This is a genomic window from Roseibium sp. MB-4 (assembly GCF_053005265.1).
In genome coordinates this window covers 222,634-237,674 of sequence record NZ_JBRKQB010000004.1, presented here as the reverse complement: position 1 = coordinate 237,674, position 15,041 = coordinate 222,634, and the positions used below count along the sequence as shown (strand labels likewise).

The following is a 15,041-nucleotide window of genomic DNA, read 5'->3' as shown; positions in this document are numbered from 1 at the left end:
TCAATCGGGCCCCGTGTTTTTTGTCATTCTGCAAGCACGCCTGTTGGAAGGTGTTGGGGTGTATGAGAGAGCAAAAATCGACTGAAGAAGATATAACGGAACGGATTATTTCTTGACGGTTACGTAAACGGCATGCTTCAAAGGGGCAACAGACGGCTTCGGCCTCATTCAATGGGAGAAAACATAATGTCCTTGGAACAGCTCACCAACGATATCCGTGACAAGGTTTCTGGCGGCGGCATCGAAGAAAGCGTCAAGTTTGACCTTGGCGATGACGGCACGATCTTTTTGCAGGGTTCTGAAGTCAGCAACGACAATGGCGACGCAGACTGCACCATCAAAATGTCAGCCGAAGACTTGGCAGACATGCTCTCCGGCGATCTCAACCCGACGGCCGCGTTTATGGGCGGCAAAATGCAAGTTGAAGGCGACATGAGTGTTGCCATGAAGCTTGGCAGCGTCGTCTAATCACATCTCTTCCCAAAGAAGCAGATACCTCGCAGCCGGCCTTTTCGAAGGCCGGTTTTTTTGTGGGCGAGAACCCGGGTTCACATTTGAAGACGACTGGTCACCAAAGATCGAGCTCACCTTTTTCCCTTAGAGTTTCGAACCACTCTTCCGGACTAAGCCCGATCTTGGCGTGCTTGACCATCGCTTCATTCATGTCCGCCATGCCCTCGGTATTCGGCCAGGCATCGGGCTGCCACAGGCCGGACCGGAAGACACATTTCGGACAGTGCATGAAAGCGGATTGAACATGGACGGCCAAAGCAAGCTTGGGAGACTTGCCCTGAACAGACAGGCTCTCAAGCAGCTTTGGATCGGCGGTAAGACGGCCCTCCCCGCGTATCCGCAAGGTTTCTCCTCGCCCGGGGATCAGAAACAAAAGACCAATGCGCGGGTCTTTCAAAAGGTTATGGAATGTATCGAGACGGCGGTTACCGGGCCGGTCGGGGATCGCCAGAAGGCTTGGGGACAAAACCTTCACAAATCCAGCCGGATCGCCCTTCGGTGACACATCGACATGACCGTCAGGATTCGCAGATGCGACAAAGCAAAAGGGCGCTTTTGAAATGAAATCCCGGCAGATCTCATCAAGCGCCGGCAACTCCTTTGCTGCAATCTGCGGCAATGGATGTCCGCAAACGGTTTCAAGCTCCTCTGCAGAGGTAATGAACCCAGAAAGAGCTTCAAATGGATCAGAAACAGACGGCATCAGCAACTCACCAAACCAGACCAAACAACCGCACTATCCGCCGATTTCCATGTAATTGCGACGGTTTTTGGCACCCTGCCGGGACAAATGCGCGGAACAGGATCAGCGAGCCTTGTTGGATGCAATCGCGGCATCGATGACATCGGCCCCGATATCATCGCGGAACCTATCCCAGACTGGCTTCATGGTGGTGACCCACTCATCGCGCTGATCCGGGGTCAACGCCCGCACCACTCCACCGTTTTCAATGATGCTCTGCTTGTTGTCTTCATTGATCGCGTTTGACCGTGCGTTGAAGTCATCAGAGACCTCGGTGAAGATTGTCATAAACTGGTTGCGGACGTCTTCATCCAGGCTGTTCAACCATTCCTGAGATGTTACCGCGAGATAGGCCAGAAGCTGGTGATTGGTCTCCGTTGCGCCGTCCTGAACCTCAAAGAACCGCTGGGTGTAAATGTTGGACCAGGTGTTTTCCTGTCCATCCACAACACCCATCTGGAGAGCCTCAAAGACATCCTTAAAGGCCAGTTTTTGCGCAGTGCCCCCCATGGCTTCAACCATGGCAACCGCTACATCGGAGGGCTGCACACGGAACCTCAAGCCCTTGGCGTCGTCAGGCACGATCAACGGCCGGTTCGCCGAAAACTGCTTGAGGCCGTTGAATAGGTATCCCAAGCCAACAAAGCCGTAATCGGACATCGCACCGAGCAGCTCTTGTCCCTTTTTGCCTTCAGTGAAAGCTGTCACAGCGTCCATGTTGGAGAAAACAAACGGCAGATCGAACACCCTGTATTTCAAGGTGTAAGCTTCGAATTTGGAAAGCGATGGGGCCGCCAGCTGAACGTCCCCCAACAAAAGCGCTTCCATCACCTGATTGTCGTCGAAGAGCTGCGATGATGGAAACACCTGCATACAGGCAGTGCCGTTCATCTCGGCATTGATCCGGTCCGCTAGCGCGCTTGCCATTTCCCCTTTGGGATGGCCTTCCGCTGCGACGACGTGACTAAACTTGATGACGATTTCGTCCTCATCGCAGGCAGCAAAGGCATGCGATACACCGAATAAGAAGGAGGACAAAACCGCAGCGGTGAGGCCGGCGATCTTTCTCATATGTGCTCCTCCCAGGCTTTCATGAACAGCATTGCGTGTGTCGAACGGCGTCGACCCTAACCCAATGCCTCTTGCCGAACATTAAACACTCAGGAAGGAAAACCCTTTGTTGAGACTGCGATCAGTTCGGCTGAAGAGCCCCGTTTCCGGTGTCGTGCCGGATCGACAGCGCCATCCCGCGCAGCTTATCCGGGTTCCGCATAATGAAAATCTGATCAATCAAGCCGTCCGCGCTGTACCCAAAATTAACGACTGAGACCAGTTTCCCACCTTCATAAAGGGCCAGACCTTCAATTCCATTTATGATCCTGCGCTCCAGAGTTCCGCCTGAGCCAACCCAGAGCCGCGACATGATCTTTGCAACGTATTTGGAGACATCTCCGCTGCCCGAAAGGATCCTGCCGAGGGCCGTCGCCTTACCACCACCATCTGACTGATATTGCACACCTTCAGACAACAGTCCGGCCAACTGTTCCGTCGAACCGGACATCACGGCATCAAGAAAGGCTGTCAGCATCTTTTCCTGATGCTCCGCTGGCGGAACAAAACGCGCGCTTGGCCCCTGAACATGACGGCTTGCCCGGGAGACGAGCTGACGGGAGGCGGATTCACTCGTTCCGAGAACACCTGCGACCTGTCTGTGCGATTGGCCGAACACCGAATGTAGCAAGAACGCAGCCCGTTCTTTTGGCGACAGACGTTCCATCATGTGCAGGAATGCAATCGTGAGGGATTCAGCCCGCTCAATATCGCCTTCCGGTGTTTCACCGGCTTCAATGTGAAGCGGCTCAGGGATCCAGGGGCCGATATAATCGACGCGCTTGTTGTGTGCGGATTTTAACAAATCAAGACACCGGTTGGTGCACGCGGTTGTCAACCATCCATCCGGATTCAGGATCGCGGCACCGTCGGTGCCCTGCCACCGCAGAAACGTATCCTGCACAGCATCTTCAGCATCGGCCCAAGAGCCGAGCAGGCGGTAGGCCAGCCCCAAAAGACGGGGTCTGGCCTGCTCAAACACTTCGAGTTTCGATTGCTCGCTCATATCAGTAATTCGAGATTTGAACCCGATTCCAGAGGTTGATCATGCCGATCGCCGCGGTCAACAAGCTGATCTCTGCTTCGGTAAAGTGTTTTCTGAGTTCCGCCCGCAGCGGTCCATAGCTTTGCTCCGACTTCATGTAAGTCAGCGCTTCGGCATACGCCAACGCGGCCTTTTCTTTCTCGCTGAAATCATCCACATGCCGCCAGACGATCAGACGTTCCAGCCGTTCACTGTATTCGCCGGCTGCCAGTGCTTCCTTGATATGCATCTTCACGCAAAAGGCGCATTGATTGATCTGTGAAACACGCAGATCGACCAGATGTTGAAGCTTTGGATCCAGTCCTTCCTTGGCAAAGGACGCCGAAACGCCGCCGAGGGTCTGTGCAATTCCAGGGATCTGCTGGTGGTGGTTTACAGGTGCAGTAGTCGCAGTCATTTGAAGTTCCTCATTCAGAACCTGAATTGGTTCCATACTCAAATGACGACCCAGCTTTGCCGCTTGTGACATGCTCTAAATTTTTTTCATCGCCTCACATGAAACCGCAGAGATTTCAGCCTCTTACCCCGGCACCGGCGCGCGCTGGCGTTTGTCGATGGCGACACTCTTGATGAGGACCGTCACCGTTTTCCCAACTACCAGACCAAGATCGGCAACCGATGCCCGCGTGATCCGGGCACGGATCGTCTGCTCGCCGACGCCGCAGAGAATTTCTGCATAAGGTCCGCTTTCTTCCGAAATGCTGCGGATCGTTCCCTTCAGCCTGTTTCGGATCGAAAGCCCTTTGGGAAATTCGGTCGCCAGCGCGACATCTCGTGCCCGAATACGCAACCGGATTGGCTCGCCTGGCGCAGCTCCAAGATCAGGGATCTGAATGGTCGCACCGCCAATGTCGATATGCGTCAGCCCCCATTCGCTATCCGTGTGACTCACAGTGCCTTCCAGGAGCGCCCCGGCCTCATGCCGGCCGGTTGCCTTGCCAAGATCCGTTCTGGCGAGCATCTCGGCAACCGGTCCAAAGGCCGGTGTTTGGCCATCGGATAAGATCACCAAGGTCTGGGACAGGCGAGCCACCTCTTCGATCGAGTGGCTGACGTAAAGGATCGGGATCCCGGCTTCCGCGCAAAGGCGATCCAAATAAGGAAGAATATCATTGCGCCGGGCCTGATCCAGATTGGCCAAGGGCTCGTCCATGATCAAAAGCCGCGGATCCGACAGCAGCGCCCGTCCGATTGCGACCCTCTGACGCTCACCGCCGGACAGCGTTGCGGGTTTGCGGGCCAAGAGCGGCTGCAACCCCAATAGCTGCACCACCTCGTCCATCGAGCGTGTCGTTTTCCGGCGACCGGCCCAGCGCGCATAAGTCAGATTGGAGCGCACACTCATATGAGGAAACAGGCGCGCATCCTGGAAAACATGCCCGATCCGCCGGGCCTGAACCGCAAGATTAATGTTCTGGTCTGCATCAAAAAGCGTTGTGCCGTTGACGGTAATCCGGCCGGATACCGGGCGGATAAGACCGGCAATCATATTCGTAAGGCTTGTTTTCCCGGCACCTGACTGGCCAAACAGGGAGGTCACACCACCTTCGCTCTTGAACCGTGCAGTCAGCGGCAGCGCACCGACCTGGCCCTTGATATCAACGTCAAGCATCCGCGCCTCCAAGACGTTTCCGGAGGCGACGGGCGAGCAGTTCAGAGGCTATCAAGGCGCCGAAGGCGACAATGGTTGCGATGATGGTCAGGCGAAAGGCCGCCAAGTCACCGCTTGGGCTTTGGGTTGCTGTGTAGAGCGCCAAGGCGAGCGTTCGTGTCTCCCCCGGAATGTTGGAGACGAAAGTGATGGTCGCGCCGAACTCACCCATGGCCTTGGCAAACCCGAGAATGGCACCTCCAAGAATGCCCGGGAGCGCTAGCGGCAAAGTGACTGTCAAAAAACTGACCAGCCGCCGCGCACCCAAGGACCGGGCCGCGTCCTCCAGTTTGGGATCCACGGCTTCAAAAGACAGGCGGATCGGACGGACCATCAGGGGAAACGCCATGACCCCGGCGGCCAGCGCGGCCCCGGTCCAATTGAAGGCGAACGTGATGCCAAAGGTGTCTTGCAGCACGGACCCAATCGGCCCATTCCGGCCAAAGGCGAGCAATAGAACATAACCGGTGACGACAGGTGGCAGGACCAGCGGCAAATGCACCAGTGCGTTGAGAACGCCATGACCCGGAAACCTGTACCGGGCCAGGCCATACGCAACCATCACTGCAAGCGGCAGCGCCACAAGCAAGGCTGCTGCTGCAACCCTTAAGGTGAGAAGAAGCGCCTGCCATTCGGCGGGCTGAAGGGTGAGAAAATCCACGCGCGCTCAGATCGGTTTGCCGTTGGACCTTCCTCCAGGAAGGCTATTCTTCCTTATGGGTCACAAAGCCAAAGGAACGCAAGATCTTCACAGCTTCGGGACCAAGCAGAAAACTAAGAAACGCCGCCGCCTGCGGGTGATTGGCGCCCGTCGTCAGCGCGGCTGGATATTCGATTTTTGGATGACTTTCCGCCGGTAGTTCCGCGAGCACTCGAACATTCGGCTCAATTGCAGCATCCGTTGCATAGACGAGCGCTAGAGGCGTGTCACCGCGCGCCGCCGCGGCCAGCGCAACGCGAACGTTTTCCATCGGCGCCAATCGGCTTTCCACCGAAGGCCATAACCCAATTGTTGTCAGCACGGCCTTGCCATAGCGCCCTGCAGGAACAGTATCCGGGTCGGCAATTGCCAGCCGTCCGTCGCCCAGCCGCGCAGCAACTGCGTCAGCGGACAGATCCAATGGTTCGCTGTCCAGCGCGCCAGCCAAGACTATCCGGTTCGAAGCGATAACCGTTTCGCTTTCCGTCTCAACGGCACCCCGGTCCGTCAAGTACTCCATCCAGAGCGTGTCGGCAGAAACGAAGACATCAGCGGGCGCGCCTGCCTCAATCTGACGCGCAAGCGTACCAGTGCCGGCAAATGAGAATGTCACCGGCACACCGCTTTCAGCTTCAAATGCCTCACCGATCGCCCCCATCGCCTCGCTCATGCTCGAGGCTGCAAAGACGGTGAGTGGTCTTTCCGCAGCAGCAACAGTAGTCTGAGCGAGCACAAAAACGGCAGCCACAATGAGGCTCAAGCGCACAGCAACGTCCTTTCGCTTTACAGCCTTTGCTATGTACGTTGCCAACCGGTCAGATCAAGAAACAGATCATCCTGCCCGCCGGTCGGCCTTGATCATGTCCGCGCCCTTTTCCGCGATCATGACAGTCGGAGCATTTGTGTTGCCGGAGGTGATGGTTGGCATCACAGATGCATCAATCACCCGGATGTTTTCGAAGCCACGCAAACGCAGGCGGTCATCAACCACAGACTTCTCATCGACACCCATACGGCACGTGCTGACGGGGTGGAAAATGGTTGTGCCGATATCTCCCGCGGCTTTAATCAACTCGTCTTCGCTGCTGAGATCGGGACCCGGCAGATATTCCTCCGGCTCGAACCGTGCCATTGCCGGCGATGCCATGAGTTTGCGCGTGAGCCGGATACTGTCGGCTGCGACCCGGCGATCGGCTTCTGCAGACAGATAGTTCGGCTGGATTTCCGGCTGCGCGCCTTTATCCGGTGACGTAATGTGTACATGGCCCCGGCTTTCAGGGCGGAGGTTGCAGACACTCGCCGTCATCGCCGGGAAATCATGCAACGGTTCGCCAAACTTGGGCAACGACAGCGGCTGGACGTGATATTCAACGTTCGCCGTCTCGAACGATGGATCGGTCTTGGCGAAAACACCAAGCTGGCTCGGCGCGGACGACATGGGCCCGGATCGTTTGAGGAGATATTCCAGACCAATCTTCGCCTTACCGGTCCAGGTCTTTGCCATCTTGTTCAGGGATTTTGCGTTCTTCACCTTGAAAACGGGACGAAGCTGCAAATGATCCTGCAGGTTTTCGCCAATGGACGGCAGCGCATGCCGTGTTTCGATCCCTGCGTTCGACAGGACCTCCGGATTGCCGATGCCTGAGAGCTCCAGAAGCTGCGGTGATCCAATTGCGCCGGCAGCCACCAGCAACTCTCCGGAAATCGCTACCGTTGCCGATTCGCCCGCAATCTCCAGATCCAGACCGGAGGCCCGGCCGTTCTCGAAACGGATCTGGGCCACATGAGCATCCGTAACGATGTTGAGGTTCGGCCGGTTCTGGGCCGGTTTCAAAAACGCCTTCACCCCGTTCCAGCGCATGCCTGATTTCTGGGTCACCTGAAAATAGGCAGATCCGAAATTGTCACCCTTGTTGAAGTCCCGGATCTTGGGAATGCCGTTTTCTTCACAGGCATCCCGGAAGGCATCAAGCAATTCCCAGGAAATGCGCTGCTCTTCGACACGCAAGTTGCCGCCCTGAGCATGGAGCTCGTCGTTCCACGCATAATGATCTTCCGATTTCCGGAAATAGGGCAGAACATCATCCCAGCCCCAACCGGCAAGTCCGAGCTGGCGCCAATGGTCATAATCCCAAGCCTGGCCGCGCATGTAAATCATGCCGTTGATGGACGAACTGCCGCCGAGCACCTTGCCGCGCGGATAGACCAGTGACCGGCCGTTCAACCCCTTGTCGGGTGCGGTCTTGAAACCCCAGTCAACGCGCGGATTGCCGATGCAATAGAGATAGCCAACGGGAATGTGGACCCAGATGTAATTGTCACGCTTTCCCGCTTCCAGAAGCAGAACCTTGACGCTTGGATCCTCTGACAAACGGTTGGCCAGGACACACCCGGCTGTTCCCGCGCCAACAATTACATAATCCCAATCACCCAGGTCGCGCATCGTTCCTCCCGCACCTTCATTTGAGCATGATGGAGACACGGTCCGACCAACTGGTCAAGTCAGCCAGAGGGCATAAGCGGCCTAAGTGCGCAGAGGCCGAACGTCACGTGTTTACGTATTTCTCACAAGTCTCACCTAAGCTGCAGGCTGCTTTCAGCTGAAGGGGCCCTTCGTGTCTAATCCTGCTCAACGCCTGATGGAACAAAGCTTCCTGGTATGTTTCAAAACAGCCAATACGCTCTATCGACCGTTGCGGCAGTGGATTGGTGCTTTAATTTTTGTGCTCTTTATCGCCATGACCACGGCTGTTGTGCACGTTTTTCCAGGTTCCAACTGGGACATGTTCGCTTACACGGCCAGTGTTCTGGAACCGTCCATTGACAACACAACTGTCTTGCATCGTCAAAGCTATGATTTCGTTGAAAAAAATGTTTCGCCTGGCGAATATCTGATCCTGACTCAAGACCGGGATTACCGGATCCATCAGGCAGAAAACCCCCATGCCTTCATGACCATGCTGGGCTTTTATCGTCTGAAGATCCTTTACATCGAAGCAGCAAGACTGCTGACCGGCTTCATGGATCCAGTTCAGGCGCTGCGGCTCATTTCCAAGGCGTCGATACTTGCCATCGGGGGGCTTTTGCTTGTCTGGATGGCCCGCAATCAGGCGCTGGCGTATGGTTTGCCGGTCGCGGTGCTGCTGACCCTCTCCGGTTTCACCGAGGCGGCACAATTGGTGACACCGGACCTTTTTTGCACCGTCTTCCTGCTCCTTGCAGCCATGAGCTATCTGGAGAAGCTCGATTGGTTGGCAGCTGTTAGTCTTTTGTGTGCCTTTCTGGTCCGCCCCGATCATTTGGCCTTCATTGGCGTCTTTTTCGTATTCGCAGCGATCTACGGCCCGGGACGATGGTGGATGACCGGCTGTTTTGCAGTGTGCTTCAGTCTTTATGTCTGGCTGACAAAAGGTGCAAACCACCCGGGCTGGTGGGTGCATATGTGGTTTTCGCACATTGAATTCGTTCCAACCCTCGAAGGCTTTGATCCGCCGTTTTCAATAACCGCTTATGTCCAGATGCTCGTTCGCGCGACAGTGCGGTCGCTGATGGGTGAGACCTGGCTTGCGGTCCTGATCGCGCAGGTCCTGTTTTTTGCAAAACTCATTCGGGTCACAGAGACGGCAGAACGGACCCGTGTGTTGCTCTATGCGGTTTTCGTATCAATATGCGCCAAGTATCTCGTGTTCCCACACTATGAGACACGGTTCTATGTGCCGTACCTCATCATCATGGGAATGATCCTGCTGATCTCCTGGCACAAGCAAAGCCAGAGCGATTCTAACGTTCGCACAGGTCGAACGTGACACCACTGAATACAGCTCAAGTGCTCCAAATTTAAGTGTTCTGGCCTGATCTCAACCGTTGTTGATGTCGCCAGAGCCCATTGCGCCTTGCTGTTAGACCATCATGAGACCCATTCTTCATGACATAAACGCATGATTCCCGAGGTATATTTTGACATTTGAGATTAAGAGCCAAGTCCCTGAGCCCGAGTCCTATTTGCAACTTCGCAAAGACTGCGGCCTTGGTGGTTATGAATTGAAAGCCGCAGAACTCGGACTGAAGAACAGCCTGCATGCTGTGATGGTGTTTGATGGTGATACTCCAATCGGCATGGGGCGTCTTGTCGGAGACGGCGGCCTGTTTGTTCAGGTTACCGATATCGCCGTGTTGCCTGCATACCGGGGCAAAGGCCTGGGCCGGATGATCATGGAAAGTCTGATGTCCTGGGCTGAGGCAGAACTGCCCGTATCGGCTTATATGAGCCTGATCGCAGATGTGCCAGCAAACACGCTCTATGAAAAATTCGGCTTTCGCGAGACAGCGCCGCGGTCTGTTGGAATGGCGCGCCGTGTTGGGACGTATCCCTGATACTGTTTCTCCAGTCTAGGGATGCCGGTTTCGCATGCTCGCAAATCGGGTCGTCTCCGGTAGCACCGCCGCCTATCGTCCTTCCAACAACAACGGAGGACGAGGTCCATGTTTCAAATCCATCCACTACAAGCTGAACATTTCTCCGGCCTGAATGGTCTTTCTGACGCAGAATTGTCGGAGCGCGGCGTTCAGGTTCATATCTCAGATGGCGGCTTTCCCTGCCGTGTGTCCCTTGAAGACGTTACGGCGGGCGAGCGTGTGTTTCTTCTGAATTTCGAGCACCAGCCGGGAAATTCACCCTATCGATCCCGGCACGCGATCTTCGTGAAAGAAGGCGCTGAAGAAGCGCATCCGGACCAAGGCGACATCCCGGCCTCAATCACAAGCCGGCTTTTGTCCGTCCGCGCCTTTAACGAAGCGCACGAAATCGTGGATGCGGAAATCATCGAGGGAACCGAGGTGCAAAATCTGATTGCAAATTTCTTCGGAAACCCAACTGTGGACTACATCCATCTGCATTATGCACGCCGCGGATGTTTCGCGGCCCGCGTTGTCCGCCCCGAACCAAAAGCATAGGACCTCAATAACCGGCGTTGCGTTTGGATAATCCGGCAGATGTCACGTTCGTTTTTCCGATGTTGGGCTATACTCAAATTCAAAATGCTTTGGGAGAACACTGATGGTCACTGCCGCGCAACGCCGTTCCGCCTTCAAGGCGCTTCATGTGAAGGGCAAAGCCTTTTTGATGCCCAACCCGTTCGACATCGGCTCCGCCCGTATTCTGGACGGCATGCGCTTTGATGCGTTGGCAACCTCCAGTGCCGGGTTTGCATGGGCCCGAGGTGTTCGGGATGCTGAAGGCCTGATTGGGCGGGATGATGCGCTGGCTCACGCCGCTGATATCATTTCCGTGACCAGCCTGCCGGTCAACGGCGACCTTGAGAACGGGTTTGGCGACAGCCCTGAAGACGTGGTTGAAACCATCAAGGGTGCGATCGAAGTTGGTCTTGCCGGGTGCTCCATTGAGGATTATTCGCAGAATCCCAAGAACCCCTTTTACCCGCTGGACTTGGCCGTTGAACGGATCAAGGCGGCCAGCGCCTACGTTAAGGAAAATGCGCCTGAGTTTGTTCTGACTGCCCGCAGTGAAGGCCCGGTGAAGTCGGAGCATGAGCTAGAACAGACCATCATACGTCTCAATGCCTTCAAGGACGCAGGCGCTGATTGCGTTTACGCCCCGATGCTCAAGGACAAGGCACAAATTACCAAAGTGCTGGAGACCGTCGATGCCCCATTGAACATCTTGGCCGGCCGCCCGAATTTTCATCTCACCCGCAAAGAACTCGGAGATCTCGGTGTTGCCCGGATCTCGATTGGCGCTGGCCTGGCGCGGCTTGCTTACGGCGCCTTCACCGCTGCGGCCGAAGACATGAAGGACGGCGGCTCGTTCGGCTGCTTCGATCGGGACCCAAGTGCAGAAATGCCTGTCAATTTCGAAGACTTCATGAAGGCAAAACCCTGATCTTTCCGCTCATGCTGCCCAATAGGTCAGTACAAGCGGAAGCGTAAGCAATGTCATCAGCGTCGACAGGAAAATGAAGCCTGCAACAGCAGGTGCGTCGTCAGGACGATGTTGCGATACCGCCAGATAGGTCGCAACGGATGGCGGCATGAAGCAGAGCAGAATGACCGCGTTTTGCTGTGCCCCGCTGAACGGAAATACGCTGGTGAGCGCCAAAGCGGCAACCACGGAAAAGCAGATATGGATCACGGATAGCGTGGCTGCGCGGCCGAGATTGCCGAATTTCAGCGTCGCAAGACTGTGGCCCAGCGTCAACAGCATGATGGGAACGGCAAGCCCAGCGAGAATGCTGAGACTTTGATCGACCGGTCCAGGCAAGCTCCAACCCGTCTCCATGAGAACCAAAGCCACCATGACGGCATAAATCACCGGTTGCTTGGCAAGGGTTTCGAAGTCGGGTTTGCCGATCGGTAGCGCAACCCCGATGGTGAAGATCGCGGCAAGGACCACGACGACAAAGCCCAAAGCGACCGCCGCGCCTTCTGCACCTAAAGCCAGCGTTGTCACCGGCAAACCGATGTTCCCGACATTCGACAGCATCATGGAAGACAAATAGGCCTGAACCGGCAAACGCAACAGCTTCAGGATCCCGAAGCCTAGAACACCGAAAATCAATATCATGCAAGCCGCGGCCAGCAGCACATTCAAAAAGGCGCCGAGTTCGATGTGGTCTTTGGCAAGGTGAGACAGGATCAAGGCCGGGTAGCCGACATTGGCGACAAGACCGCCAAACATTTTCCGGTCAAACGGTGCTTTCAGAATCGCCAGGCCATATCCGAGCAGCAGGCACAAAAGCACGGGCAGCATGACAGTGACGACATGTCCGAAGATTACGTCCAAGACAGCACCTGTTCCGGCGAACCCAACAATTTTAAAAGCTTAGCCGTGTCACCGGCACTTGTTCAATCGAATGGCCATCAACTATCGCGAATTCCGACATAGGTAGCGCGAGGCCGGATCTGTTCTTGTGCGCCGTATTGTTCCAGTGCGTGTGCAATCCAACCGGCCATCCGTCCGGCGCAGAAAATGATCTTGCCACTGTCTTTCGGCAGATCGTATGTCTTCTGCATGGCGGCGAGCGCAAAGTCGATGTTTGGAAAGAGGCCAAAGAGGTTATGGCCTGCCTTCAGGATTGCCGGCAATTTCTGGACGAAGGGATGATCCGGTTCTGAAGCCATCAGACCGGTGATCAGCCAGTGGCCGCGCGGATCCTTGTCGACATAGATCTTATGGCCGAATCCTGGAAGGGTTTCACCGCGTCCCAGCCGGTCGGCAATCAAGGCCTCAACATCCGTATCTGCATCGATTTCGGCCATCCAGGCATTCGCCCGGCCGGACGCCGCGCCATGGCGTGGTCCCGTGAAAGCCCCCAGACCGGACAAGAGCGCCGCATGCAAAGGCGCCCGCGTAGATGCCGCGCAGCGCGCAGCGAAGGTGCTTGTGTTCAGCTCATGATCGGCAGAAAGAACGAGCGCCGCCCGGATCAGGTTCTTTGCGCGCGATGAAACGTCAAAGGCCTGCGCGATCTGCGTGTGAACGGGGATGGTTTGCGGCTCGGTTTCAAGAAGAGCGGCAACACCGTAGCGCAGCAGCGCAGCCCCTTTTGTCCGCAGCAGTTTCACGGCCTGCGTATGGGCTGCCCGGTCCTGCAGGGGCCAGGCTGCCAGCGCCATCATCACCCTGTCCAGCGGCCCCAGCCCATCGGGAAGTTCGGGCGGCGCTAGGGGCGCAGGTTGGGCAAAGGGATCATCACCGCAATCCCAAAGAAGCGTTGCAACGCTTTCCAAAGTGGCATTTTCAGCAAGATCAACAGCCGGGCGCCCACGATAGATAGCGCCCTCCTGGGAGATCATCGTGAGCTCGGTTTCCAACACCGGGTCTCCAGTTAACGGGCGGCTTCCGGAAACCTCCTCCGTCGTTCTCCGGCCCTTAAGACGACGCACATCAGCCGCATCATAGCGCCTTTGTTTGCCCGGCCCGGCGACAGACTCAATCAGGCCTCGGCTGACATAAGCATAAAGCGTGGCCGGCTGAACGCCGAGTTCAGCGGCAGCTTCTTTCGCGGAGAGATAGATCGGCGTGTTCATATATTGATTGTATTTATCAAGATTGATCAATGCAATGACTTCTTCTTAGGTGCTTTCCAGAACAAGGAGATGATCATGACAAAAGCACCCGATCCCGGAACACTGACCGCAGACCCAGCCTCTGGTCTGGAAGGTGTTGTCGCGGCCCACACAGGCCTGAGCGATGTCGATGGTCAGAACGGCCAACTGGTTCTGCGCGGCAAACGGATCGAAGACCTCGCCGGCAAGGTCTGGTTCGAGGACGCCATCCTTTATCTCTGGCACAGTTATGTCTTTTGTGATGCCGATGAACTTAGAAAAGCCATGGGCGATGCACGCCAGGCTGCGTTTTCCAGTGTGCCGTTGATAGAGGCCTCCTCCGGTAAACTCAGTATCTATGAACGGATGCAACTCGGCCTCGCCGCTTTGCCGTTTGATCCGGACCGCCCGCAAGCCGTGACAATCAGCGGCGCTCTGCCGGTGTTTCTTGCCGCCGCCTGCCGTGTTTCTGAAGGCAAACACCCGATCGCCCCAGATCCGAACCTCACGACAGCGGAGGATCTGTTGCGCATGATGGGAGACGAGGAGCCGGACGCAGAGCACATTGCCGCGCTTGACCGGTATCTGGTCACCATCCTGGATCACGGATTGAATGCGTCAACGTTCACCGCCCGGGTCATAGGCTCGACGGAAGCCGACATGAAACAAGCTGTGCTTGGCGCCATGGGGGCCTTGAGCGGTCCGCTTCACGGCGGCGCACCAGGACCGGTGCTCGATATGATTGATGCCATTGGAGCCCCGGAAAACGCAGCAGACTGGATTTCCGAAGCCTTAAACCGCAAGGAGCGTTTGATGGGGTTTGGGCACCGGATCTACCGGACACGGGACCCGCGCGCAGATGTCTTGAAGGCAGGCCTCAAAACACTTCAGGCTGGAAATCCAAAAGTTAGCCTTGCCGAAAAAATCGAAGAAGCCGCATTGACCGCTCTGCGCAGTGCCAAGCCGGACCGGGCGCTCGATACCAACGTTGAGTTTTATACAGCGGTCCTGCTTGATGCGATCGGAATAGACCGCACACTGTTTACACCACTCTTTGCCGTTGGACGCACGCCGGGCTGGTGCGCGCATGTCATGGAGCAGCAGACAACAGGAAAACTGATCCGCCCGGCGTCCCGATATGTTGGCCCAAAACCGGTGTAAAGTAACTCCGCCCGGCACTGCCGGGCGGTTAATGCTAAGTCGTATCAGCAACTAG

16 protein-coding genes are annotated in these 15,041 nt (G+C 56.1%); 6 read left to right on the top strand and 10 right to left on the bottom strand.

Annotated features, from left to right (window positions below; all coding sequences use genetic code 11):
• Positions 1-186: 186 nt before the first annotated feature.
• On the top strand, positions 187-468 hold the full coding sequence (locus tag ACVDG4_RS20585; protein WP_133952617.1) for an SCP2 sterol-binding domain-containing protein: 282 nt from the start codon (positions 187-189) through the stop codon (positions 466-468).
• Between the two features lie 100 nt (positions 469-568).
• On the opposite strand, the gene ACVDG4_RS20580 is transcribed toward ACVDG4_RS20585, so the two are convergent.
• The 8 genes from ACVDG4_RS20580 to ACVDG4_RS20545 all read right to left on the bottom strand — a co-directional run bounded on the left by ACVDG4_RS20580 (position 569) and on the right by ACVDG4_RS20545 (position 8,204).
• Positions 569-1,216 carry an MSMEG_1061 family FMN-dependent PPOX-type flavoprotein gene (locus ACVDG4_RS20580; protein ID WP_447236495.1) on the bottom strand — a complete coding sequence of 216 codons (648 nt, stop codon included), beginning with the start codon at positions 1,214-1,216 and terminating at the stop codon, positions 569-571.
• A gap of 102 nt (positions 1,217-1,318) precedes the next feature.
• The gene (locus ACVDG4_RS20575) at positions 1,319-2,326 is read right to left on the bottom strand and encodes a DctP family TRAP transporter solute-binding subunit (RefSeq protein ID WP_447236494.1); all 1,008 of its coding nucleotides are present in this window, start codon (positions 2,324-2,326) and stop codon (positions 1,319-1,321) included.
• A gap of 121 nt (positions 2,327-2,447) precedes the next feature.
• Positions 2,448-3,371 carry an RNA polymerase sigma factor SigJ gene (sigJ, locus tag ACVDG4_RS20570; protein WP_447236493.1) on the bottom strand — a complete coding sequence of 308 codons (924 nt, stop codon included), beginning with the start codon at positions 3,369-3,371 and terminating at the stop codon, positions 2,448-2,450.
• A 1-nt stretch (position 3,372) separates the two neighbouring features.
• Positions 3,373-3,807, bottom strand: coding sequence for a carboxymuconolactone decarboxylase family protein (locus ACVDG4_RS20565; RefSeq protein ID WP_055671903.1), 435 nt, complete (start codon positions 3,805-3,807; stop codon positions 3,373-3,375).
• 123 nt (positions 3,808-3,930) lie between these two features.
• Positions 3,931-5,022 (bottom strand): molybdenum ABC transporter ATP-binding protein, encoded by a 1,092-nt coding sequence (modC, locus tag ACVDG4_RS20560; RefSeq protein ID WP_447236492.1) that lies wholly within the window; start codon positions 5,020-5,022, stop codon positions 3,931-3,933.
• Positions 5,015-5,722 (bottom strand): molybdate ABC transporter permease subunit, encoded by a 708-nt coding sequence (modB, locus tag ACVDG4_RS20555; RefSeq protein WP_409686581.1) that lies wholly within the window; start codon positions 5,720-5,722, stop codon positions 5,015-5,017. Before modB ends, modC begins: the two co-directional genes overlap by 8 nt.
• Before the next feature lie 43 nt (positions 5,723-5,765).
• Positions 5,766-6,527: a molybdate ABC transporter substrate-binding protein gene (gene modA / locus ACVDG4_RS20550; RefSeq protein ID WP_447236491.1), complete on the bottom strand. Its 762-nt coding sequence runs from the start codon at positions 6,525-6,527 to the stop codon at positions 5,766-5,768.
• A gap of 66 nt (positions 6,528-6,593) precedes the next feature.
• Positions 6,594-8,204: a GMC family oxidoreductase gene (locus tag ACVDG4_RS20545; protein WP_447236490.1), complete on the bottom strand. Its 1,611-nt coding sequence runs from the start codon at positions 8,202-8,204 to the stop codon at positions 6,594-6,596.
• A gap of 172 nt (positions 8,205-8,376) precedes the next feature.
• Between ACVDG4_RS20545 and ACVDG4_RS20540 the strand changes: the two genes are divergently transcribed.
• From ACVDG4_RS20540 to ACVDG4_RS20525, 4 genes are all read left to right on the top strand, one after another.
• A complete protein-coding gene (locus ACVDG4_RS20540) occupies positions 8,377-9,567 on the top strand; it encodes a hypothetical protein (protein ID WP_447236489.1) in 1,191 nt (396 codons plus the stop codon).
• A gap of 196 nt (positions 9,568-9,763) precedes the next feature.
• Complete coding sequence (locus ACVDG4_RS20535; RefSeq protein ID WP_447236488.1) at positions 9,764-10,135, top strand: GNAT family N-acetyltransferase; 372 nt, start codon at positions 9,764-9,766, stop codon at positions 10,133-10,135.
• 108 nt (positions 10,136-10,243) lie between these two features.
• Positions 10,244-10,714 carry a DUF1203 domain-containing protein gene (locus tag ACVDG4_RS20530; protein WP_447236487.1) on the top strand — a complete coding sequence of 157 codons (471 nt, stop codon included), beginning with the start codon at positions 10,244-10,246 and terminating at the stop codon, positions 10,712-10,714.
• Positions 10,715-10,817: 103 nt separating this feature from the next.
• Positions 10,818-11,660: an isocitrate lyase/PEP mutase family protein gene (locus ACVDG4_RS20525; protein ID WP_447236486.1), complete on the top strand. Its 843-nt coding sequence runs from the start codon at positions 10,818-10,820 to the stop codon at positions 11,658-11,660.
• A 9-nt stretch (positions 11,661-11,669) separates the two neighbouring features.
• On the opposite strand, the gene ACVDG4_RS20520 is transcribed toward ACVDG4_RS20525, so the two are convergent.
• Together ACVDG4_RS20520 and ACVDG4_RS20515 are read right to left on the bottom strand one after the other, a co-directional pair.
• Positions 11,670-12,560: an AEC family transporter gene (locus ACVDG4_RS20520; protein ID WP_447236485.1), complete on the bottom strand. Its 891-nt coding sequence runs from the start codon at positions 12,558-12,560 to the stop codon at positions 11,670-11,672.
• 77 nt (positions 12,561-12,637) lie between these two features.
• On the bottom strand, positions 12,638-13,837 hold the full coding sequence (locus ACVDG4_RS20515) for a citrate synthase (protein WP_447236484.1): 1,200 nt from the start codon (positions 13,835-13,837) through the stop codon (positions 12,638-12,640).
• A gap of 45 nt (positions 13,838-13,882) precedes the next feature.
• Between ACVDG4_RS20515 and ACVDG4_RS20510 the strand changes: the two genes are divergently transcribed.
• Complete coding sequence (locus tag ACVDG4_RS20510) at positions 13,883-14,986, top strand: citrate synthase/methylcitrate synthase (protein WP_447236483.1); 1,104 nt, start codon at positions 13,883-13,885, stop codon at positions 14,984-14,986.
• Positions 14,987-15,041 lie beyond the last annotated feature (55 nt).